Consider the following 21,259-nt stretch of genomic DNA (forward strand, 5'->3'; position numbering starts at 1 on the left):
TCAATTGCCTAAAGCGCCTGCTTGCCGCAACGATATTCCGCCAGTAGCCACAGCTTGCGCTGGCTCACGGTGAAGCTGTCAGCGCGATAGTCGCCGTATTGCAGTTCGAGACTGAAACGCTTGCTGAGCTGTGCCTTGATGCCGGCATCGGTCTCGGTACCGTAGCGCGCGCCGCTGCCGCTTTGCGGATCGAACCGGTGCTGGGTGACGAGCCAGCTCAACGCATTCCACGGCAGCGTGCCATACACGCCGGCATACCGATCGCGCAGCCCATGTAAGGGAATGGCGAATACGCCGACCCAGCCGTCGAAGCTGTGGCCCGAGCCGTAGGCGATGTTGAACGCATTCTTGCCATCGCCGCCCAGCGACTCTTCGCCGAGGCGGCCGGAGATCGCCGGCAATCCGTAGCTCAGTTCGAATAAATGGTAGGCCAGGCTGAAGTGCGCCGGATTATTGGCGTAGTCGTCTTGGTGCGCGCCTTCGATTGTCCAGCCAATTTTCGCGTCGGTATCGCCCAGTGCTGCGTTGCCGGTCCAGCGCGCTCCGTATGTTCGCACCGAGTTCTTGGCAAGCGTGAGGTTTTTCACGAAATAGCCGTAAGCGCTCAGTTGCCCCAGCGGAAGCACCTGGTCGAGATGAATCAGTTGACCGTCGAGTTCCCATCGCCGCTGGGAATAATCGGGAAAATCAGCGCCAACCGTGCGATTGACCTGATTGATCCAGTCATAGCTCAGCGTCGTTTTTTCGGCGAGCCTGATGTAGCTGGTAATGCCATCGAACGACTGCGGATTTTGCCGCCAGTAGTTCGGGCTGAAAAAACGGTTGTTGTCGATGTGTAGATATTGCCGGCCCGCACGAAGGCCGATGTCGCCATTGTCGTAACCGAGCCAGGCGCTGCTGAGTTCGGTCGAGCGTGGGTCGCCTTCGGCGGGATAAGGCGTGCGCCTGCCGGTGGTGTCGTCGTACTGCCGGCCGAACAGCGGCTGCACCTTGGTGCCTTCCACATAGGCCGCCAGATGCGTTGTGAAAGCCCACAGGTAACCCAGCTGAAGTCGCAGCGTATGCGCGCGGCCGGTCTTGTCGAAGCGGCCCGAATGCAGCGTGCTGTCGCGATAGCGCAGGCCGAGGTAGGGCTGGCTGACATACGTGTTGTCTTCGGCGTGGCCAATCGCCGAAAACGCCATGGCAGCAAAAACGGCGAGGTATCGTGGAAGCGTCATGGTCTCAGTGACTGGCGATATGGACTTCCGTTTTAGCGTTTATTGACGGTTGGCCATAAACATATTTTGTCATGTGGATATGGCGTGGTGTGATGACGCCCTTCAGTCCTTCATGTGGCTGGCAAACGCGTCGGCGTAATCCGGATGCCAGCGCGACAGCGCAGGGCGATTCTCGATGATGTCATTCGCGGCCCAGCGGATGCGTTTTTCGTCGGTGGCGCGATCCACGTCGTTATCGGGGCACAGGATGTAGAAGTCACCGTGCGAAAGCGCGGGGAGCATGAAATCGACGACCTGCTCGGGTGTCCACGCCGCGGCCGGTTTTTCGGTGATGCCGCGAGCGCGGGTAAAGCCAGTAAACGTGAAGCCCGGAATCAGCAGATGCGCCGTGACGCGGTCGCCGGTCGTCAGCAGGTCGTGGGCGAGCGATTCCGTCAGCGCGCGCAAGGCCGCCTTGCTTACGTTGTATGCGGTATCGCCAGGCGGCAGCGTAATGCCCTGTTTCGAGCCGGTGTTGATCACCAGGCATGGCCAGTTCGCATGGATCATGTCCGGCACAAAAAGCTGGATGCCGTTCAGCGCGCCGCCGAGGTTGATGTCGAGCGTTGCCTTCCATTTGGCGATATCGGCAAAGAGGCCATCGCCGCCTTCGCGCGCGGCGTTGTTCATCAGCACGGCCACCTCGCCGAACGCGTCGGCCTGGGCTTTGACGCGTGCCATATCGTCGCGGCGGCTCACATCAGCTTTCACCGCGCGGGCGACGATGCCGTTGGATGTGAGGTCGGCGACGGCGCGCTCCAGCGAATCCGCGTCGATATCGACCAGCACCACGCGCATGCCGATCTGGCCGAGTCGACGCGCCGCAGCGAGGCCGATGCCGCTGGCGGCGCCAGTGATGACCGCAACGCGGCCGGGGACAATAGCTGGATGGTTCGACATGGCGGCTTGCTCGTGGCGAAAATGATGGCCGTCTAATTTACCGGTTTCGGCGTGATCTTTTCCTGTTGGTCGGTGCCTGGCCGATTCCTGCTTCGCGCGGAGTGCTTGTCGACGCTTGACGAACTACCATCTGCTTTGTCGACATGACTTACGCAGGGATATGAGCTTCCATCACGAAATTTCACCGGTCGCCGAGCTGGATGCCCTGACCAGCGCGCTGATCACCGGCGCCAGCAGCGGGATCGGGTTGGCGATGCTGCAGCAGCTGCTGGGCAATCAGCACGTGGAAAGAGTTTTTGCGGTCTCCCGCTCGTGTTCGACGTCTGATGCGCTGAGGCTGTTGCAGCAGAGCCATGGCGACAGGCTGGCGCTGATCGACGCCGATATCACCGATGAGAGTGATCTGGAAAATCTGCGCGCAAAGGTGTCCTCGCAGACCGACGCGCTGCATCTGGTGATCAACGCCTCCGGCATGCTGCATGACGCGGACGTTCAGCCGGAAAAATCGCTTGAACAGATCACGAAGGCCAACCTTGATCGCGTCTTTGCGCTCAACGCCTTTGCGCCGATTCTGCTGGCAAAGGCGGTGATGCCGCTGCTCAGTCACGGCAAGCCTGCCGTGTTTGCATCGCTTTCCGCACGCGTAGGCTCGATCGGCGACAACCGCAGCGGTGGTTGGTACGCCTACCGCGCCTCCAAGGCGGCGCAGAATCAGCTGATGAAAACCTTTTCCATCGAACTGGCGCGACGTAATCGGAAGGCCTGTTGCCTGCTTCTGCATCCCGGTACCGTGGATACGCCGCTGTCGGCGCCGTTTCAGGCGCGCGTGCCGGCGGAAAAATTATTCACCGCGCAGAGGGCCGCTTCGCAGCTGCTGGCGATCATCGCCAAAAGCCATGCTGCTGACAGCGGCCGATTTATCGCCTGGGACGGCAGCGAAGTGCCGTGGTGATTGATCCGGACTCAGGCGACCATTACCCAGTTGGTGAGATCCTGCCACGGTCGCAGTGCGGGTAGAAAAAAGAGGGCGGCAAGGTTCAGCACGTAAACCAGTAGCCCCCATCTCGTTGCCCGATGGATACGTCGCAGGCTCATTAAATCGTAGAGCGCGACCAGAACAGGAAACACGGTGAGAACAGCGATCGTGGAAAGTATCGACGTCATGAACGGAAAATCCCAGCGATCTACCGCCGGTGCCAGAATGAAGATGGTAGCGAACACCATCAGGCGTTTGTGCGCGGCAGCTTCAGTCCGTACGTAGAGAGCTCAGACGACGAAGATGGCAAAGGTAACTATCGCCAGCAGATCACCGGCAAAAAACACTGCTGGCGGAATGCGCGGCACGGCGTTGCGGCGTAGCGCCATCACCAGCGTGGCGAGCCCCGCAACAATCATCATGGGCGCTATCACAGCACCAGCGATACCCAGCTTTTTGTGCCATCGGGTATGCCCAGTGCTCACCAGCATGATCTGCGCCGTCAGCAGCACAATCCAGCCGACGAAAAGTGCAGCATGGATATGCACTATAAGACTGGGCAGGTGAGCAAAGATCAAGCCGGCCCGGAAATAGCTGTCCTTGAAACCGATAACGACCGTTGCTGCGATTGCCAAAGCCATCGCGCCGAAAAATGCATGCTCGCGTTTTCGGCCTGGAATCACATTCCCCATGACGATCCCCTGTGCGCCATGACACTGACGGCGTCGATAGTAATAAGCAAAGCGCACGCTGGGTAGTGAGTCAGGATCGCTGGTCCTGGTTGTAGTGCTGTTTATGGTAAAAATCTCGATGCGGCAAGCCTTGCAAGCCTTGCCGTGCGGGTCAGATCATTTCGCTTCGCAGGTTTTGCAAAGCCTGCAGAATCTCTTCCGGTTCGCGCATCGCCTTGCGTGCTGCGCCCACGGCCTTGCGCACTGCGCCGGGCGTTGCGCCGGTCTCGATCAGGCCGATGGCCGGCCGGCGGCATTCTGTCAAGGCATCGACCCAATCAGCTGGCTGCACGATGCGCAGGCGTCGCGTCAACAAACGGCTGACGCGAAACGCCGGCGCAACGCTGCTCACACGGTCCATCGCCATCAAAAAATCGTCAGGGCTTCGCGCCGTATTGGCGGGGTCCAGCGCATCCGCCAGTGCGACAAGCGATTCGGCGATTCGCAGACGCAGCACGCCAGTGGATCGAACCGGCAGAACAAACCAAGCAGCCGCTATGCCAATGATCGCACCGATCACGATTTCTTCCAGTCGCAGCGAGAGGATATGTCCCACGGTCGGTCCTTCGAAGCCTTGCAGAAGCGCCAGCGCCAACGTGACGAACATCGCCCACCAGGCATAGCCCAGCGGACGCAGCCAGATGCCCATGAAGACGGCAGCAAGAATCAAGCCGATGGTTGCCGTGTCGCTGGCCGTGTGATTGGCGAACGCGAGGGCGAGAAGCGTGCCCACACCGGCGCCCACAACACGCAGCAGGCTCTTGTAGGCGACATCCAGTCGCCCCTGGTTGCCGCTGCCGACGATGAAGGCTGTCAGCACGATCCACGCCCAACGCTCCGCAAAGAATATGTAGCCGACCACGAAGGCAATCGCCAGTGCGACAGCCATTTGAATGGCCATTCGCGAGCTTGCCGCCGGACGCAGCGAAGAGGGGCGGGTGTTTGATGCGGCAACGTGCTTCATCGCGCGTGCCGCTGGCAACCAGCGCACGCGGCGCGCCGCCATGTGCAGCACGCTGACCCAGAAAAGGGCCAGCAGCGCCACGACGATCGGCAAAAGCAGCGTCATGGCCGGACCGACGCGCGTCGTCGGCACGTAGGGCGTGGTAAGAATCACCACGAACGGCAGAGCGACCAGCGAGCCGGCTCTGCGCACCAGCGGGCCGAACCGACGCAGCCAGATCGACATCGAGATGGCGACGACAAAAAAGCCTGCGCCGAGCCAGGGTGCACGCAGCAGCAGCATACCCACGCCCAGCGCGGCGAGGCTGACAACGGGTAGCGTCAATGCCGCTTCCAACCGTCCTCGCCGGTCGCGGTCGAGCTGGCTGCGCGAAAGCGATACACACAGCACGACGGAGAGTATGGCCGGGCCGGGCTCCGGGTCGATGGCAAGAGCGCAGCACATTGTCGCCAGTGCCGCGAGCATCGTCACGATCGCCTCGCGCAGTGCCTGAAAAACCCTGTTGGTGGTGGCAGACATCGCGGGTTCCAGTCCGTTGGCGCAGTACCGAAGAAATCATCGACGGCTTTACGTTAGCAAGTATGCGACCGTCATGCGCACAAAAAACCCGGCCAGCCTGGCCGGGCTTTCCCATCAATGCGCGTCCGTTCGCCAGCGCATCCTTGCGCGGGAAGTTACTGCCTGGGCCTCTTGCCACCGGTGTTGTTGGAAGGGATGGGGCTGGTCTGGCGCCCCGCGGCAGTCGCGCCGGCCCAGGCGATATTCGCGTATACGCTGGTCACGGTGCGGCTGCCGACTGGCTGCTGGTGCCGCGTTGCCCGGCCGTGGCCTTCCCATCGTCGCTGCTTCCGGGCCTCACGACTTTTCCGGGCTTGTCCCCAACTGGGGAGTGGTCGCGGCAAGTCCAGCTGTTCGTCGTGAAAATCTGCTGCCCGCTCGTTCTCTCCAGAATTCAGAAAAAGATGACGTTAATAAAAATCGAAATAACCGTCTATAAGAAATAATCCGATACATAATGAAAAGATTCGACAAAGATAAATATCTGTTCATTATTTTGTATAAAAAATAAACCCCGACGCAAACGCCAATTGATATTCATTCGAAATTAAGTGTGCAGTTCTTCGGCATAGCTTCATGCGAGCGCTACAACGCGTTGACCGTCGGCAGTCAGACGTTTCGTTTTTCGACGAAACTCTTCGCGAGGGTAACCAACATTGGATGCTCTTGGAGCGACTGCTGTTGCGCATGGGATGCCAGTAGCCGGGGCATGAGCGCCGCAGCCACGCGACGGCTGACACACCTGCGTCAAATGTTCCCCGCAACGCATGACGCTGTCAGCATGACAAACATGTTACGGTTTATCATCGGGAGGTTAAGGGGCGCGCCGGTCATCTCGGTGACTTCGCGTCGGCATTCCGGGATGGGATCGATTGTTCTTTTGCGCGCGCCACGCACCGCGCACCGCGCCAGCGCGCGGATGAAGGAGCACCGGTCTGTTGGCAAGAGACATGGGACTTGACGATGTCCGAAAGCGCTGCGGAGCCTAGGCCTGCATTCCAATCGCCTGTGCTCAAGACGCTCACGTTTGCGGTGGGCTGCTTTGTTCTGGCCAGTGTCATCTGGTTTGCCGATCGTCTCGCTCTGCGGGTTCAATGGTCGGCCTATATTTTCAGCTACGGCTTTTTCGCTAATGCGTTGCCTGTTGTACTTCTTTTTTTACTCCTGACGGTGCTGGTCAATCGGATGAGCGTCGCCGGTATGCTGGTGATGCTATTGGCTGGAGGCATCTACTACGCCGATCACCAGAAATTCAGCCTTCTGTCCGAGCCGGTGTCGTTCAACGACATCTTTCTCATACGCGACATGGACGCTTCGACGTTTCATCTGCTGTCCAACTATCTCAATGGCTGGTACGTGCTGGGCGTGGCCCTGATGGCGGGTGGCTTGATCGCCGTCTGTGTTCGATACGAGCCAGCATTCTTCAAAAAGACAAGCCTTGTTCGCCTTCTCGTGGGGCTGGTAGCCGTCGGCATTTTCGTAAATCTCGTCGCTGGCGGAAAGCTGGCGTCGGATATCTATGGGCCAGGCAAGCTTCGCGTGGTTCCCTGGGCTCCCCTGCACACCATTTTGCACAGCGGACTGCTCAGCTCGATCGAGTACTCCAACCTGGATTATGGCCGCGCGCTTAAGGTGCCGGTTGATCGGGCAGCGATCAAGGCCTTCATCGACATGCCCTCAGGCGATGTTGCTAGCGGCAGTGAGGCCCAGGCCTCGCCGGCGTCTGCGCAAAGCCATCCGGATATCGTCATCATCCAGAGTGAGTCGTTCTTCGACCCGGCAATACTCAAGGATATCCAGAGCAGCGAGGCGCTGCTGCCCAACCTGCACCGGGCCCTGGCGCAGGCCACGGGTGGGACCATGAAGCCTCCGACCTTCGGCGGGGGCACGCTGCGCACCGAGTTCGAAGTGCTGACCGGCATCCCAATGGATGCCTACCCGAAAATCGATTTTCCCTATCTGCAAATCAGCCAGAAATCTATTCCCAGCCTGGTCGGGGTGTTGCACGACGATGGCTACAAGGCCTACGCGGTCCACGGCAATGCCGGCGGCTTCTGGAATCGAGACAAGGCATTCAAGGAAATGGGCTTCGACCGCTTTTTTACCCGAGCTGATTTCCCCGCTGACGCCAATACCGATGGATGGTTTCTTTCCGACGAAGCCATGACCGACAAGATCATTGCCTTGCTGGACAAGCCGTCGTCGCCGACCCTGATTTTCGCGATCAGTATCGAAGGGCATGGCCCTTACGATCATTCTCCGATACGCGACATGGCAAAAAGAGATGCCATCGTAGCGCCCGCGGCGTGGCCTGCCGCGGCAGTGAACGAGTACAAGAATTACATGTACCACATCCGCAACGCCGATCAGCAAATGGGTCGCCTGTGGGGCTATCTGGCGTCGAGGCATCGGCCTTATGTGCTGGTCTTTTACGGCGACCACCTGCCGGCGCTGCAGAACGTCTACGCGGTGGACGGGTTTGACGACACATTCGACGGAACGACCGAATTCGTTCCCTGGTTTGTTCTCGCGGGCGATCAAGCGGTGGCGCGAACCAAGCATATCAATGCCTGGATGCTGGGCGAAGAAGTGCTATCCGCGGCGCGCCTGGCCGAGCCGCCGTACTACCGGGCACTGGCCAAGGCTCAGAAGCTGCTTGAGGACAGTCGTGACGAGACCGACAGAAACAAAGTCCAGCAGGGGGTGGACTCGATGGCCAGGCTCTACCTCAACGGAAAGTTCGATCAGGAGATGCCGTCGATCGAAAAAGCGGGGAAAGTCCAGTGACCCGCACGCGAACGACTAGTCAATGGCGGCTGCTGCGGTCATCTGTTTTGGTATTGCTTGCAGTCGCGCTGCTTGTCGCGATGATTCACCGGCTTCGACATCACCACAACCTCGTCGTAATCACGCCAACGAAGTATTCGGAATGTCTGGGGCCCAATGTCGTGGCCCACATCCAGTGGGATCTGCGCGGCACGGCGTCTGGCCAGTTCGTGTTCATCAGCGCGTATCGGCTTGGGATGAAGCCAACGGTGGTGGCGACGGGTGCGCTCGTTGGCAAAGTGGACACGGGCGAGTGGGTAACCGACGGCACGACGCTGATGCTCTCCGATGACAAGAACCATTTGCTTGCCAAGCGCACCATCGAAACCACCGACTGCCCCACCTCCCCGATCTGGGTGGATGGCGCATGACTGCTGGTCGCCGGTTAAGCACTGCGGCATGGCACGCGCCCCTTGCCGGTATGCACGGCGGCTTCCGCCGCTCGGCCAATTCGTGTCAGCGGCGGCTGTTCAGCCACCGTCGATAGCGTTTTGCGAGCTGCTTGAGCCGCCACTGATCGATGATCAGGCTGAAGAGCGGCGAGTAATGCTTGGCAGGTTTTCTGCCGCTGGCGAAACTCCACAGGTAGCGTTTGACCAGCGACATGGTGGCCAGTCCGGCCATACCTTTGTCCTGCCATTCAACCGGCGGTATGTTTGCCACAAGCTGGCCCCCCGCGAGCCAGTCACGAGGCAGATCGGGCGCCACCGCCAGTGCAGTAGCCATGCCCACGACGGCGATACCGCCAGCCAGCACATCCTCGGCAATGGCGCGTCGGCGAATGCCGCCGGTGGTCATGATCGGCATGCGCGCGATGCCGGCGATGGTGCGGGCGAATTCAAGAAAGAACGCCTCGCGCGCCAGCGTTCGCCCGTCGGCGGTACGGCCCTGCATGGCCGGGCTTTCGTAGCTTCCACCGGAGAGTTCGACCAGATCGACGGAAAGCTCGTTCAGCCACAGCACGACCTGGCTGGCATCGTCTTCGGAGAATCCTCCGCGCTGGAAATCAGCGGAGTTGAGTTTGACAGCCACGCAGAACTCGTCAGAGACGCGGGCTCGCACGGCGCGAACGATATCCAGCAGAAGGCGCGCCCGGTTGGCCAGACTGCCGCCCCAGGCGTCCGTCCGCTGATTGGCGAGCGGCGACAGAAACTGCGACAGCAGATAGCCGTGGGCGGCATGGATTTCAACGCCGGTGAAGCCGGCCTTTTCGGCCGCATGGGCGGTTGCGGCGAAGCGCTCAATCGTCTCGTCGATTTCAGCGGCGGTCATCGCTTTCGGCTGTGCGAAGAGTTTGCTGTGCTTGCCCAGCTCCAGCGGCACAGCGGAAGGCGCCCAGACCGAGCCGCCCATCTCCGCGCGCACCTGGCGGCCTGGATGGCTGATCTGCACCCACGCCTGCGCGCCATGCGAACGCATCACCCGCGCCCATTCCTCGAAGGGTTCAAGTGGCGTATCGGCCTCCAGCACGATACCTCCGGGGCCGGTCAGTGCGCGCGCATCAACCATGACATTGCCGGTAATGATCAATCCGGCACCGCCTTCGCTCCACGCTCGATAGAGTTGATAGATCGCCGCGCCGGGTAACTGGCCGGATTCGGCCATGTTCTCTTCCATGGCGGCCTTGGCCAGGCGGTTGGGCAGGGTGATTCCGTTGGGTAGCGCGAGGGGCGAACTGAGGGATGGGGTCATGTTGGCTGTCGTGTTGGCTGCACGTTCCATCGTAAGCGGTAAGCGTCGTCTGCGTCGCAGAGCGGAGGCTCCTGATTGCGGATGTGCCTGACCCTTCAAGTTATCGCAGCGCCGAAGCCGTTGGTTTTGGTGGCTCAGGGCCTTGCCCGGCTTGTCGGAATGCGGCTTCATTGACGTCTTGCGGGGAAGACGATCCGTTGGCGACGCCGGTTGGGCGAGTTCCGAAGCGGAGTCGACGGGCGTCGCCGCCATCTGCTGCCGCTCGACCATGTGTGGCCGCTCCTGCAGCGGTCCCCGTCGAGGCAGGCCGAATCCAGTTTTTTCACGGTCGTGCACGTCACGGCGTGCTGAGCCAATCGCTCATATTATGTATAGTTCTACCGTGACGTGCATCACGCCGCGATAAGCGGGTTTATGCTTGCTACCGAGCGAGGTTGCCGACACCGGAAATGCAAGGCGTAGCTCGAATCATGTCGATCGGCAGAATTCGCCGACAACGGTACACAAGTAATCGCGTCAAGGTGCGCCAATGGATTTGCAGGCCCCGTTCAGACTCAGGTCGAATCGCCTTTTGCTCGACGGCGTCAACATGTTTTTTGCCCTGCTGCCGGACGAAGAGGCCAGGGCCGAGATCATCCGCATTGGCGAGCGATTTGTGAAATCACACCGGCTGGGTGGCTCGTCGATCGATAGCGACCGGCTGCATGTCACGCTCACGCCGATCGGCAAGCCCGATCGTTTGCGTCAACCGCTGGAAGGAGCGCTGCTGGCTGCCGCCGAAAGTGTCAGGATATCCGAGTTCGATGTGACGCTGGACAGTGCAATGCGTTTTAGCAATGCCAGCGCGGATGGCCGCTTTCCGTTTGTGCTTTGCGCTGACTCGTCAACCATTCAGACAGCGCTGAGTCTGCGCAAGGCGCTTGCCCATGCCCAGTATGCGCAGGGATTGTTCGTGCCCGGCATCTCCAGCTACGTGCCGCACGTCACTCTGCTTTACGGCCAGGGGCTTGATGCGATCGAGCAGCCGATTCCGCCGATCCACTGGAGGGCGCGCGAATTCGTGCTGATTCGCAGCTTTTTCGGGCAGTCCAAACATGAGGTGATGGGTCGCTGGCCGCTCGGCGTCGTCGGCTGAGAGGCTGTCGAGAGGTCCGAAGCAAGCTCGTGTGATCAGCCGGTGTCGCGTTCTCGCCACGGCTCCTTAGCATCGACGGTGCCCGACTTTTGGCGGAGGCCGCCTTACTTGCATGGCGTGGGCAAACGAGACAGGGAAAATGTAATGCAGGATGCTGCTCTGTCGCTGGTATTCAAGCCGATCGGCTGTATGGACGGCAGCCGAATTCGGTTTTGATCCACCGGCCCGTCCAAGACGAAGGCATCCGCAAGGTATGTCGCTGCAGACGTTGCATCCAGCCTATGACGGCGGCGTGGTGGCGTTATCCGTGATCATCGCCATTTATGCATCCTACGTGGGGCTGGATCTGGCGCGGCGGGCGCCGTGTGTCATACGACCAACGGTCTCGGTGGCCACAATCTGGGCACGATGGTGGTGGTTGCGTCGCTGATTCTGCTGTCGATCACGCTATTTACGTCGATGCTCGACGCGCGGCAGCAGGTACGAGCTTTCGCCATGGCGGAAACGCTGGAGCAGGCGAACTCGCAACTTGAGGGTGCCGACGCCGAGCGGCATTGGATGGACCTCCGCGATCCGCCGACCGGATTGCCAAATCGCGTTCTGCCGCAACATCGTCTGGATCGTGCGCTGAACCGTATCAGCCGACAGGCGAACTATGCCGCCAAGCGCACGCCGACCAAGCTTGCTGTGGTGTTCATCGATCGGGATGGTTTCAAGCCGGTCAACGACAGCTACTGTCATAGCGCCGGTGATCAGGTAATACGCCGGGAGTCGCTTCGCCTGAACGAGTTGATCCGGGATACCGATACGGCGGCGCGCACCGGTGGCGACGAGTTTCTCCTGCTGCTGGAGGAGGTGCAGCGTGTCGCCGCCGCGGCAGGTCTAGCCGATCGCATTGTTCGATCGCTAGGCACGCCGCTGCAGAAGATCAGTCGCAGCTTTACCCGTGACCTGGACAGTTCCGCCGATGCTCGTGCAGTGGTCGACGCGGTGATCCGTCTGGAGCACTCGCTGGGCCTGCGCCTGGTTGCCGAAGGGGTGGAGACCGCGGAGCAATAGACCACCCTGATCGAGCTGGACTACGACTAGCTCCATGGCAATTACCTCGCCATGCCGATGACGGCAGATGCACTGCGTAAATCGGGATTGTTCGGGTCTTTGGCACCATCGTGATCATGCATAATTGCTGCCTTGTCCTTCGACCGGATCCGGCGCCGCATGTCCGACCCCAACAAGCTTTTCGCGCGGGCTACGGCAGCTTACAACCAAGGACACTGGCAACAGTCGTTTGACCTGGCGACGTCGCTGCTGCCGCTGGCTCCGCAGCACGCGGGTCTCCATTACCTGATCGGGCTGGCGGCGCTGGGGATCAAGCGGATCCCGCAAGCGCTGGAAGGTTTGCAGCGCGCCTCACAACTGGAGCCGGGCCGGGCTGATTATCTGGCCCAGCTGGCGAAGGCCCTTTCTCTGGTCAACCGCCCCGCAGAGGCGGTGGCGATCGTGGATCGGGCGTTGACGCTGTCGCCTCTGGATGCGTCAACGCTCGACACGCTGGGTGTCGTGCTCTCGCGTGCCAACGCACACGCGCGGGCAAAACAGCTTTATCGGCGTGCGGTTGACCTGGCGCCTGATCATGCGGATTTTCGCCACAACCTGGCCAAGGCGCAGACCTTCCTTGGCGAGCTTGATGCTGCCGAACGCGAGCTGGATATCTGCATCGATCTGGCGCCGCATTCCTGGTACGTACACCTCACGCTGGCACAGCTGCGTAAACAGACGGCCAAGAGCAATCACCTTAATCGCCTGCATGCCCTTCTGCCGGAAAGTGTGGGAAGCCCGATCGGACAGATGAACCTGCACTTGTCGCTGGCCAAGGAGTACGAGGACCTCGAGGACTATTCCAGGGCGTTCGAGCATCTGGTTGCCGGCAAGGCGGCGGGGCGCAAGCTGCTCAATTACCGCTTCGAACAGGACGAGGCGCTTTTCGCCGCGATTACCCGCGCATCGTCCGAAATCTCCCCGGATTCACCCGGATTCGCATCGGGTGAACCAATCTTCGTTCTCGGCATGCCGCGCTCGGGAACGACGCTGGTGGACCGGATCATTTCCAGCCATCCAGACGTCCATTCCGCCGGTGAACTGCAGATATTTTCTTCAGCTTTCAGACATGTTTCCGGCAGCAGGTCGGCGCGATTGCTCGATATCGACACGCTCGATCATGTCAGGCATGTGGACTGGCACAAGCTCGGTCAGGCTTATCTTGCCGGCGCCCGTCCGGCCACCGGTCATACGCCGCGTTTCCTCGACAAGATGCCGCATAATTTTCTGTATGCCGGCTTTATCGCCAGGGCACTGCCCGATGCCAAGATCATCTGTCTGCGGCGCAATCCGATGGATACGTGTCTGAGCAACTTTCGCCAGCTTTTTGTGCCTGGGTCAAACAACTGCGATTATTCGTTCGACCTGCTCGATACCGGTCGCTATTACGTACTGTTTGATCGGCTTATGGCGCACTGGCGCGCGCTTTTCCCGGGCCGCATTCTGGAGATGGAATACGAGACGCTGGTCCAGTCACAGGAGCCCAGCACGCGCCGCCTGCTCGAGTTTTGTGGTCTGACCTGGAACGAAGCCTGCCTGCATTTCGAGGACAACCCCTCGCCGACGGCCACGGCCAGTGCTGTGCAGGTGCGGCAGCCGATGAATCGCAGCTCTATCGCGCGCTGGAAAAAATATGAGGCCCAAACGGTCGAGTTGCGGCAGCTCCTGATGGAATCGGGGATCAGGCTCGAACCGGGGGCGCGTGTCGGGCATTCAAGCACGGATTCTTCCACTGCAATTCCATGAACTGAGCTGCATGAGTGTCACTCGACCGCCATTTTTCGTGCCGCCGATTGCAGCATGTGTCGCAAGAAGTTGCATGATCCGGACTTCTAAAAGTCCTATTGCCAACTGCATTGGCGCTATCTAGATTCGAACTGCTGCAGCACGAATTTGCGGGACGCGGTGCAAGACTGGGCGGCGCCCTGTGGTGCCGTGTCCGACACTAAAAATCTGGAGAAACGGATTGTGAAAGTATTCCCAAACGGTTCGGTTGGTCGCCACGACACGGTCCTCAAGAAATCGATCGCAGCGCTGCTCTTTGCCAGCACGCTGACGTTCGGATTTGCTGCGCCAGCTGCGGAGACGCTGACGGGAAACAACCATCTTCTCAATACCAACCTCCCCGCTGTCGTGTCATCGGGGCAGGCGGCCCACACCGGCATCATGGATCCGGCGAAAAGCATGAAGCTTGGGCTGATTTTACCGTTGCGCAACGAGGCCGAGCTCGACAGCCTTCTGCTGCAGCTGCGCGATCCGCAAAGCATCAACTATCACCACTACCTGTCGTCGGCCGAATTCACCGAGCGTTTCGGCGCGAGCCAGAAAGACTACGACGCGGTTGTTGCCTGGGCCAGATCGAACGGCTTTACGGTTACCCAGACCACGCCCAATCGACGCGTGGTGGACGTACAGGGCTCGGTGGCCACGATCAATCGCGCGCTGCACATGCAACTGGGCACCTTTCAGCATCCGACCGAGAACCGCACGTTCTTCGCGCCCGATCGCGAGCCGACGATGAATCTGGCGGTACCCCTGCTGGACATCACCGGTCTGACCAACGTCAACTTGCCGAAGAATCATCTGGTGCACGGCAGCAGCGTGCAGCATATGGATGCCATCAAGGCTACGCATGGCTCTGGCCCATCGGGTGAGTACCTGCCCAGCGACATGCGTGCGGCGTACTACGGCTCGGGCTCGCTGACCGGTGCCGGCCAGACCGTGGGCATTTTTTCGTATGACGGCTACAAATCGTCCGACGTGACGCTTTACTACAGCAAGACCGGCATGAAGTCCTCGGTGCCGATCAAGAACGTACTGGTCAACGGCTACAGCGGCGTCTGCGATGCGGGCGACGGCAGCGGCACATCCAAGTGCGATGACGGCGAGCAGGTGCTCGACATCGTCAACGTCATCGGCATGGCGCCGGGCCTGACGCAGGTGATTTTCTACGAGGGCTCCAGTGCCACGGACATCCTCAATCAGATGGCAACCGACAATACCGCCAAGGTCATCACCAGTTCGTGGGGCGGCGGCGACTTCGGCAGCGCGGACGACACCATCTACAAGCAGTTCGCTGCGCAGGGGCAGACTTTCCTCAATGCCAGCGGTGACGAAGGTGCCTACAACGCCAGCACGTGGCTGCCGCCGTCTCTGGATCCGAACATCCTCGACGTGGGTGGCACGGACCTGGTGACATCGGGCCCGGGCGGCACCTGGACCTCGGAAACGGGCTGGCTCGACAGTAGCGGTGGTTACTACAAGAAGGCCGGTTATGCGACGCCGGCATATCAGAAGTTGAGCGGTGTCATCACCAGCACCAACAAGGGGTCGACTACCTATCGCAACGACCCGGATCTCGCCGCCGAGGCGAATTTTGACAATCCCACGGTCAGCAACGGTACCTTCGAAACCGGTTACGGCGGCACCAGCTTTGCCGCGCCGCGCTGGGCAGGATTTCTTGCGCTGGCCAACCAACAGTCGGTGGCAGCAGGCAAGAGCACGCTGGGCTTCGTCAATACCAAGATCTACAACATCGGCGTCGGATCCAGTTACAAGAGCCAATTCCACGACATCACCAGCGGCAACAACAAGCCGTCTGCCGGGAGCGGCGCCGGCTTCAACGCGGTGGCCGGTTTCGATCTGGTCACCGGCTGGGGCAGCCCGCAGGGAGCGGCGTTGATCAATGCGCTGACTCAATGAGGCGATGCGTTCGGCGTGTCACGTCGAACTGACGCAAGCGGAGGGTCGCCCTGGGCGGCCCTCTTTTTTTTGCCTGCACAATCGCCAAGGCAGAGGCGCGCCCTTGCTTGAGCCCGATTCCCCCGCTGAAACCACGCGGGAAGTCTTGCGGACCAGCGGGTTGCCGTGCCCGCAGCGGTCACTGGAGTACCCTGTCATGCGATGCGTCTTTCCGCTATGGAGCCAAGGTCATGCGTAGCATCTGGATAAGTGCGGTTGTCACCATGGCGTGCGCGGCGTGCGTCGTTCATGCGCAGACATCCGCTGCCAAACCACCGGCTGTCGAGGCGTTCGGCAAGGGCGTGCAGGTCTATGCCTGTACTTCCGTGAGTACAGGCTATGCCTGGACGCTGAAGGCACCGGAAGCGAGTCTGCGCGACGCGAAAGGTCACCTTATCGGCAAGCACTTCGCTGGCCCGACATGGCAAGCCATCGACGGCAGCGCGGTCGTCGGGAACCCGCTCAACGTTTCCCCGTCACCCGACGCCGGCGCCATTCCCTGGATTGTGCTGCAGGCGAAATCGCATGCCGGCATGGGCCTGATGTCGAACGTCGATTATGTGGTGCGTACGCGTACCGAGGGCGGTTCAGCGCCGGCAGGCGGCTGCGATGCCGGCCACGCAGGGGCCGAAGTCCGCATACCCTACAGTGCCGTCTACCTGTTCTTCCGCCACTGAGGCGCTGGACTCGTCGCAGCGCTTGCGACAGATGGTCGCGACACTTCGGCTTCTACACATCGTGCCGCATCGGCTGCGCCATCATGGTGGCCTGATGAAACTCTCCGAAAAGCTCGCCATTCTCGCGGACGCCGCCAAGTACGACGCCTCGTGCTCGTCCAGCGGCGGGCAGAAGCGCGACTCGCTGAAAACCGGCGGCATCGGCTCGAACGAGGGCATGGGCATTTGCCACGCCTATGCGCCGGACGGCCGCTGCATTTCGCTGCTGAAGATTCTGTTGACCAACTTCTGCATCTACGATTGCGCCTACTGCATCAACCGGCGCACCAGCAACGTGCAGCGCGCGCGTTTCACCGTGGCTGAAGTCGTGCAGCTGACGATGGACTTCTATCGGCGCAACTACATCGAAGGCCTGTTTCTGTCGTCCGGCATCATCCAGTCCTCCGACTACACGATGGAGATGCTGGTGCAGGTCGCGCGCAGCCTGCGCGTGGATCATCGCTTTGGCGGCTACATCCATCTCAAGACCATTCCCGACGCCTCGCCCGAGCTGCTGTCCGACGCCGCCCGCTGGGCCGATCGCCTCAGCATCAACGTTGAACTGCCGACCGAAGGCGGATTGAAAGCGCTGGCGCCGGAAAAGGATCTGCGCGATATCCGCCGCGCGATGGGCCGTCTGCGCATGGGTATCGACGAAGCGAAGGCGGAAAAGAAGGCGCCGCGTTTCGCGCCGGCCGGGCAGAGCACGCAGATGATTGTCGGCGCCGATGCTTCCAGCGATCGCGACGTGCTCACCAGCAGTACGAACCTGTACGCCAACTACAAGCTCAAGCGCGTGTATTACTCGGCCTTCAGCCCGATTCCCGATGCGTCCAAAGCATTGCCTTTGCGTCCGCCGCCGCTGGTGCGCGAGCATCGGCTGTATCAGGCCGACTGGCTGATGCGCTTCTACGGTTTCAATGTCGACGAGATCGCGCCGGCCAGCGATAGCGGCATGCTCGATCTGGACGTCGATCCGAAGATGGCCTGGGCGTTGCGCCATCGCGAACAGTTTCCGGTCGACCTCAACCGCGCGCCCAAAGAGATGCTGCTGCGCGTGCCGGGCCTGGGCGTGCGCACGGTGCAGCGGTTGATCGACATGCGTATGCATCGCAAGCTGCGCTACGCGGATCTGGTGAAGCTTCGCGTGCCGGTGCGCAAGGTCGCGCCGTTCGTTGCCACCATCGATCACCGCCCGCGCGTGGACAGCGAAAGCGTTGCGCTTCGCCACCTCGACACCACGCCGCGTCAGGCTGACCTGTTCGGCCACTGATGCGCCTCGTCGTTCTGCACGATGGGAGTGATTTGTCCGAATGGCGTGGCCAGGCGCGCGCGCTGCTGGCCGCAGGCGTACTGCCTTCGGACGTGCACTGGCAGGTTGGCGATGCCGGCGGCCTGCTGCCGGCGGAATCATCGCCGTCGTCGCCTGCGGCCAAGCCGGCCGGCACGGTGCCGCACGAGTTTTTGAGCCTTGCCAATACCGTGCTGGCGCATGCCGATGCGCGCCGCCACGCCGTGCTGTATCGCATGCTGTGGCGCCTCACCCACGGCGAACGTCAGCTGCTGCATATCGCCAGCGATGACGACGTGGACTGGTGCGAGCAGGCGGCCAAGGCCGTGCGACGCGACATGCACAAGATGAAAGCCTTCGTGCGCTTTCGCGAGGTGAAGAGGGCAGAGGGTTCAGTGTTCATTGCGTGGTTCGAGCCATCGCATGACATCCTTCCCCGGGTGGCGCCGTTCTTTGTGCGCCGCTTCGCCGGCATGCACTGGTCGATACTCACCCCAACACGCAGCGCGCACTGGAACGGCGAAACCATCAGCTTCGGTGCCGGCGCGCAGAAGGCCGATGCGCCGAACGAGGATGCGCTGGAAGCTCTATGGCTGACGTACTTCGCGAATATCTTCAATCCGGCGCGGCTGAAAGTGCAGGCGATGAAGAACGAAATGCCGGTGCGCTACTGGAAAAACATGCCCGAGACCGCGCTGATTCCCGGCCTGATCCGCGACGCTTCCGCGCGCATGGATGCGATGGTGCAGAAAGCGCCAACCCTGCCGAAGAAACATATTCCCGCGCCGGCGGAACGCGTGACCGTGCCGCTGCCGCAGGGCAGCGTCGCCGAACTGCGCGCCGCTGCAGCGCAATGCCGAGCGTGTCCGCTGTGGGAGCCGGCCACGCAGACGGTTTTTGGCGAAGGCCCGGACGACGCGCGCATCATGGTGATCGGCGAGCAGCCGGGCGATCAGGAGGATCTGGCCGGTCGGCCCTTCATCGGACCGGCCGGCCAGCTGTTCGATCAGGCGCTGGCCCAGGCGGGCGTCGAACGCAGTCAGCTTTACATCACCAACACCGTCAAGCACTTCAAGTTCGAGCCGCGCGGCAAGCGCCGCATCCACTCACGCGCCAGCGCCTCCGAGCAGTTCGCCTGCCGACCGTGGCTGCTCGCCGAAATCCAGCGCGTGGCGCCAAAGACCATCGTCTGCCTCGGCGCGATGGCGGCCCAGGCGATTTTCGGCAAGAACTTTCGCCTGCTCGAACAGCGCGGCCAGTGGATGACTCTCGATAACGGCATCCGCGTCTTTGCCACCGTGCATCCGTCCTATCTCTTGCGGTTGCCGGACGAGCGCGAGCGCGAGGCGGCTGTTGCCGATTTCATACGCGATCTGAGCATGCTGGTTTCGTAGAGCTAAAACCGACACGACATCGCTTAAGCTGCGCGCTGGATTTCCACCGAGCGTTTCCGTGAACAGCCAGACGCATCCGCATCCTGCCCAGAAGGTTCAGTCGATTTCCGCCGCGCTGGTAATGAGCGCGCTCGGCGTCGTGTTTGGCGACATTGCTACCAGCCCCTTGTATGCGCTGCAGGCGGCGTTCGACTCGCACGGCGTGCCGGCCAGTCGCGACAATGTGCTTGGCCTGCTGTCGCTGGTGTTCTGGGCGCTGATCATTGTGGTGTCGTGCAAGTACGTGGCGTTCATCATGCGAGCCAACAACAACGGCGAAGGCGGCATCATGTCGCTGATGGCGCTGACGCGCGAAGTCTGCCGTGACAGGATTCCGCGCCCGCTGCTCGTGGGGTCGCTGGCGCTTGGCCTGATCGGCGCCGCGCTGTTTTTTGGCGACAGCGTGATTACGCCGGCCGTATCGGTGCTCTCGGCCGTCGAGGGTCTGCAGCTGGCGGCGCCTGCGCTGAAGGCCTGGGTGCTGCCGATCAGCGTGGTGATTCTTCTGGGGCTTTTTTTCGTGCAGCGCGTGGGCTCGGCGCACGTCGGCAAGATCTTCGGGCCGGTGATGGCGCTGTGGCTGCTGGTGGTCGCGTCGCTGGGCGTTTACCGGTTGATCGATCGGCCGGACGTGTTGATCGCGGTCGATCCGATGTATGCCGCGCACTACTTCGCGAAAAACGGGTTTCGCGGTTTTGAGACGCTGGGCGCGGTGATTCTGGTGCTCACCGGTGCCGAAGCGCTGTACGCGGACATGGGCCATTTCGGCGCGGGCTCCATCCGCGTGGCGTGGTTTGCGCTGGCGCTGCCGTGCCTGCTGCTGAGCTACTTCGGGCAGGGCGCCTTTCTGCTGGGTGACCCCGCAGCGGCAGTGATGCCGTTCTATCGCATGGTGCCGCATGCGCTGCTGTATCCGATGATCGTGCTGGCCGCGCTGGCCACGGTGATCGCTTCGCAGGCGGTGATTGCGGGTGCGTTTTCGATGGCGCGCCAGGCCATGCTGCTGGGTTACCTGCCGCGCATGCGCGTGCAGCATACGTCGCATCACGTGGAGGGGCAGGTGTATCTGCCGGGCATCAACATGATGCTGCTGGTGCTGGTGATGGCGGCGGTGCTGATCTTCCGCTCATCCGATGCGCTGGCGTCAGCCTATGGCATTGCCGTGAGTGGAACGATGCTGGCCACCACCATGCTGGCGCTGCTCTACGCGCGCTTTGCGTGGCATTGGCGCTATGTGGCGCTGATTCCGCTGGGCATTGTGCTGACGACGATTGATGTGGCGTTCTTCGGCGCGAATATCCTGAAAATCAGTTCCGGCGGCTGGTTTCCGCTGCTGCTGGGCGCGGTGATGTATGTGCTCATGTCGACCTGGCATCGCGGCCGAAGAATCCTGATCAATCACCTGAGCCGTGACGGCCTGGAGCTGAAGAGTTTTGTTCGCAGCATAGCGGCGCATCCCCCGCATCGCGTGGATGGAAGCGCGGTGTTTCTCACCGCGCGCAGCGCGGGTGTGCCGGTGGCGTTACTGCATAACCTGAAGCATAACCGTGTGCTCCACCGCACCAACATCGTGCTGACGCTGGAGTTCGTCAATACGCCGTTCGTGTCCAGCAACAATCGCCTGCATCACGTAGAGCTTGGCGACGGATTTCACCAGGTCAACCTGCGCTTTGGCTTTGCCGAAGACACCGATGTGCCGCAAGCGCTGAGCGCCCTGGACATCGACGGTGAACAACTTGATCCAGCGATGCTGACCTATTTTGCGAGCCGCGAAAATATCGTGCCGTCCCGGTTGCACGGCATGTCGCTGTGGCGCGCGCATCTGTTTGCGCTGATGGCGCGCAACGCGCTGGCAGCGACGACCCATTTCAATCTGCCCGACAACCGCATGGTGGAGATCGGCACGCGCGTGGACGTGTGAGGCATCCGGTTTTCGATG

At 61.2% G+C, this 21,259-nt stretch carries 18 protein-coding genes; 12 read left to right on the plus strand and 6 right to left on the minus strand.

Annotation, left to right across the window (positions count from 1 at the left end; genetic code table 11):
* Nucleotides 1-8 precede the first annotated feature (8 nt).
* Nucleotides 9-1,220, minus strand: coding sequence for a hypothetical protein (locus tag ACDK93_RS07235; RefSeq protein ID WP_458071931.1), 1,212 nt, complete (start codon nucleotides 1,218-1,220; stop codon nucleotides 9-11).
* Between the two features lie 102 nt (nucleotides 1,221-1,322).
* Nucleotides 1,323-2,159 (minus strand): SDR family NAD(P)-dependent oxidoreductase, encoded by an 837-nt coding sequence (locus ACDK93_RS07240; RefSeq protein WP_458071932.1) that lies wholly within the window; start codon nucleotides 2,157-2,159, stop codon nucleotides 1,323-1,325.
* A gap of 160 nt (nucleotides 2,160-2,319) precedes the next feature.
* Here ACDK93_RS07240 and ACDK93_RS07245 point away from each other — a divergent pair, with 160 nt between their 5' ends.
* Nucleotides 2,320-3,111 carry an SDR family NAD(P)-dependent oxidoreductase gene (locus ACDK93_RS07245; protein WP_458071933.1) on the plus strand — a complete coding sequence of 264 codons (792 nt, stop codon included), beginning with the start codon at nucleotides 2,320-2,322 and terminating at the stop codon, nucleotides 3,109-3,111.
* 11 nt (nucleotides 3,112-3,122) lie between these two features.
* On the opposite strand, the gene ACDK93_RS07250 is transcribed toward ACDK93_RS07245, so the two are convergent.
* The 3 genes from ACDK93_RS07250 to ACDK93_RS07260 form a co-directional block, all read right to left on the minus strand.
* Nucleotides 3,123-3,383, minus strand: coding sequence for a hypothetical protein (locus tag ACDK93_RS07250; protein ID WP_458071934.1), 261 nt, complete (start codon nucleotides 3,381-3,383; stop codon nucleotides 3,123-3,125).
* A 42-nt stretch (nucleotides 3,384-3,425) separates the two neighbouring features.
* Nucleotides 3,426-3,827 carry a hypothetical protein gene (locus ACDK93_RS07255; protein ID WP_458071935.1) on the minus strand — a complete coding sequence of 134 codons (402 nt, stop codon included), beginning with the start codon at nucleotides 3,825-3,827 and terminating at the stop codon, nucleotides 3,426-3,428.
* Nucleotides 3,828-3,978: 151 nt separating this feature from the next.
* Nucleotides 3,979-5,349, minus strand: coding sequence for an FUSC family protein (locus ACDK93_RS07260; RefSeq protein ID WP_458071936.1), 1,371 nt, complete (start codon nucleotides 5,347-5,349; stop codon nucleotides 3,979-3,981).
* A 1,002-nt stretch (nucleotides 5,350-6,351) separates the two neighbouring features.
* Between ACDK93_RS07260 and ACDK93_RS07265 the strand changes: the two genes are divergently transcribed.
* Together ACDK93_RS07265 and ACDK93_RS07270 are read left to right on the plus strand one after the other, a co-directional pair.
* Entirely contained in the window at nucleotides 6,352-8,175 is a 1,824-nt protein-coding gene (locus ACDK93_RS07265) for an LTA synthase family protein (protein WP_458071937.1), read from the plus strand.
* Nucleotides 8,172-8,585, plus strand: a complete 414-nt coding sequence (locus tag ACDK93_RS07270; protein ID WP_458071938.1) for a hypothetical protein — start codon at nucleotides 8,172-8,174, stop codon at nucleotides 8,583-8,585. The genes ACDK93_RS07265 and ACDK93_RS07270 overlap by 4 nt, the downstream gene beginning before the upstream one ends.
* 85 nt (nucleotides 8,586-8,670) lie before the next feature.
* Here ACDK93_RS07270 and ACDK93_RS07275 read toward each other — a convergent pair whose 3' ends face one another.
* On the minus strand, nucleotides 8,671-9,906 hold the full coding sequence (locus ACDK93_RS07275; protein ID WP_458072371.1) for an NADH:flavin oxidoreductase/NADH oxidase family protein: 1,236 nt from the start codon (nucleotides 9,904-9,906) through the stop codon (nucleotides 8,671-8,673).
* 589 nt (nucleotides 9,907-10,495) lie between these two features.
* Here ACDK93_RS07275 and ACDK93_RS07280 point away from each other — a divergent pair.
* The 9 genes from ACDK93_RS07280 to ACDK93_RS07320 all read left to right on the plus strand — a co-directional run bounded on the left by ACDK93_RS07280 (nucleotide 10,496) and on the right by ACDK93_RS07320 (nucleotide 21,241).
* Entirely contained in the window at nucleotides 10,496-11,041 is a 546-nt protein-coding gene (locus ACDK93_RS07280; RefSeq protein ID WP_458071939.1) for a 2'-5' RNA ligase family protein, read from the plus strand.
* A gap of 253 nt (nucleotides 11,042-11,294) precedes the next feature.
* A complete protein-coding gene (locus ACDK93_RS07285) occupies nucleotides 11,295-11,471 on the plus strand; it encodes an MHYT domain-containing protein (protein ID WP_458071940.1) in 177 nt (58 codons plus the stop codon).
* On the plus strand, nucleotides 11,405-12,100 hold the full coding sequence (locus ACDK93_RS07290) for a diguanylate cyclase domain-containing protein (protein ID WP_458071941.1): 696 nt from the start codon (nucleotides 11,405-11,407) through the stop codon (nucleotides 12,098-12,100). Before ACDK93_RS07285 ends, ACDK93_RS07290 begins: the two co-directional genes overlap by 67 nt.
* A gap of 159 nt (nucleotides 12,101-12,259) precedes the next feature.
* Nucleotides 12,260-13,885, plus strand: coding sequence for a tetratricopeptide repeat-containing sulfotransferase family protein (locus ACDK93_RS07295; protein WP_458071942.1), 1,626 nt, complete (start codon nucleotides 12,260-12,262; stop codon nucleotides 13,883-13,885).
* A gap of 222 nt (nucleotides 13,886-14,107) precedes the next feature.
* Nucleotides 14,108-15,841 carry a S53 family peptidase gene (locus ACDK93_RS07300; protein ID WP_458071943.1) on the plus strand — a complete coding sequence of 578 codons (1,734 nt, stop codon included), beginning with the start codon at nucleotides 14,108-14,110 and terminating at the stop codon, nucleotides 15,839-15,841.
* Between the two features lie 230 nt (nucleotides 15,842-16,071).
* The gene (locus tag ACDK93_RS07305; RefSeq protein WP_458071944.1) at nucleotides 16,072-16,557 is read left to right on the plus strand and encodes a DUF3455 domain-containing protein; all 486 of its coding nucleotides are present in this window, start codon (nucleotides 16,072-16,074) and stop codon (nucleotides 16,555-16,557) included.
* 94 nt (nucleotides 16,558-16,651) lie between these two features.
* Nucleotides 16,652-17,869, plus strand: coding sequence for a putative DNA modification/repair radical SAM protein (locus ACDK93_RS07310; RefSeq protein WP_458071945.1), 1,218 nt, complete (start codon nucleotides 16,652-16,654; stop codon nucleotides 17,867-17,869).
* Complete coding sequence (locus tag ACDK93_RS07315; RefSeq protein WP_458071946.1) at nucleotides 17,869-19,281, plus strand: UdgX family uracil-DNA binding protein; 1,413 nt, start codon at nucleotides 17,869-17,871, stop codon at nucleotides 19,279-19,281. The genes ACDK93_RS07310 and ACDK93_RS07315 overlap by 1 nt, the downstream gene beginning before the upstream one ends.
* Nucleotides 19,282-19,339: 58 nt before the next feature.
* The gene (locus tag ACDK93_RS07320) at nucleotides 19,340-21,241 is read left to right on the plus strand and encodes a potassium transporter Kup (RefSeq protein WP_458071947.1); all 1,902 of its coding nucleotides are present in this window, start codon (nucleotides 19,340-19,342) and stop codon (nucleotides 21,239-21,241) included.
* Nucleotides 21,242-21,259 lie beyond the last annotated feature (18 nt).

The sequence above is a fragment of the Rhodanobacter sp. BL-MT-08 genome (assembly GCF_054161255.1).

Coding starts and splice junctions, on each gene's coding strand:
- ACDK93_RS07235 (WP_458071931.1), bottom strand. CDS start 1,220: ATGACGCTTCCACGATACCTCGCCGTTTTTGCTGCCATGGCGTTTTCG.
- ACDK93_RS07240 (WP_458071932.1), bottom strand. CDS start 2,159: ATGTCGAACCATCCAGCTATTGTCCCCGGCCGCGTTGCGGTCATCACT.
- ACDK93_RS07245 (WP_458071933.1), top strand. CDS start 2,320: ATGAGCTTCCATCACGAAATTTCACCGGTCGCCGAGCTGGATGCCCTG.
- ACDK93_RS07250 (WP_458071934.1), bottom strand. CDS start 3,383: ATGGTGTTCGCTACCATCTTCATTCTGGCACCGGCGGTAGATCGCTGG.
- ACDK93_RS07255 (WP_458071935.1), bottom strand. CDS start 3,827: ATGGGGAATGTGATTCCAGGCCGAAAACGCGAGCATGCATTTTTCGGC.
- ACDK93_RS07260 (WP_458071936.1), bottom strand. CDS start 5,349: ATGTCTGCCACCACCAACAGGGTTTTTCAGGCACTGCGCGAGGCGATC.
- ACDK93_RS07265 (WP_458071937.1), top strand. CDS start 6,352: ATGTCCGAAAGCGCTGCGGAGCCTAGGCCTGCATTCCAATCGCCTGTG.
- ACDK93_RS07275 (WP_458072371.1), bottom strand. CDS start 9,906: ATGACCCCATCCCTCAGTTCGCCCCTCGCGCTACCCAACGGAATCACC.
- ACDK93_RS07280 (WP_458071939.1), top strand. CDS start 10,496: ATGTTTTTTGCCCTGCTGCCGGACGAAGAGGCCAGGGCCGAGATCATC.
- ACDK93_RS07285 (WP_458071940.1), top strand. CDS start 11,295: ATGTCGCTGCAGACGTTGCATCCAGCCTATGACGGCGGCGTGGTGGCG.
- ACDK93_RS07295 (WP_458071942.1), top strand. CDS start 12,260: ATGTCCGACCCCAACAAGCTTTTCGCGCGGGCTACGGCAGCTTACAAC.
- ACDK93_RS07305 (WP_458071944.1), top strand. CDS start 16,072: ATGCGTAGCATCTGGATAAGTGCGGTTGTCACCATGGCGTGCGCGGCG.
- ACDK93_RS07310 (WP_458071945.1), top strand. CDS start 16,652: ATGAAACTCTCCGAAAAGCTCGCCATTCTCGCGGACGCCGCCAAGTAC.
- ACDK93_RS07315 (WP_458071946.1), top strand. CDS start 17,869: ATGCGCCTCGTCGTTCTGCACGATGGGAGTGATTTGTCCGAATGGCGT.